Origin of the sequence: Ensifer sp. ENS02, assembly GCF_014851885.1 — a bacterium.
In the GTDB taxonomy this organism is placed as follows: domain Bacteria; phylum Pseudomonadota; class Alphaproteobacteria; order Rhizobiales; family Rhizobiaceae; genus Ensifer; species Ensifer adhaerens.
The window spans coordinates 1-260 of record NZ_JACVAO010000094.1 but is presented as its reverse complement, the minus strand read 5'-3'; the positions used below and the strand labels follow the sequence as shown (position 1 = coordinate 260).

Annotated in this window: 1 protein-coding gene; it reads right to left on the bottom strand. The window is 61.9% G+C overall.

All coding sequences use genetic code 11. The annotated features are described in order from the left end of the window. A partial coding sequence (locus IB262_RS36845) for a VCBS domain-containing protein (RefSeq protein ID WP_192359281.1) occupies positions 1-260 on the bottom strand: 260 nt, incomplete at both ends.

Here is a 260-nt window from a genome sequence, read left to right as displayed (position 1 = left end):
AGCCGTTGCCGTTCGCCTTGAAGCTGGCGGTGTGCGTGTCGAGCGTATCGACATCGCTAAAGCCAACCGCACCGCCCTGCGTGTGTGTGACCGTGTTCTCACCCGTCGCCTTGTCGGCGATCTCCGTCACAGAACCGCTCTGCACGCCCGAAGTGATGACCGGTGCGTCGTTGGTGCCGGTGATCACGATCGTCACGGTCTGGATCGCCGTGCCGCCATGACCGTCATTGATGGTCACATCATAGGTCTGCGTCAGCGAC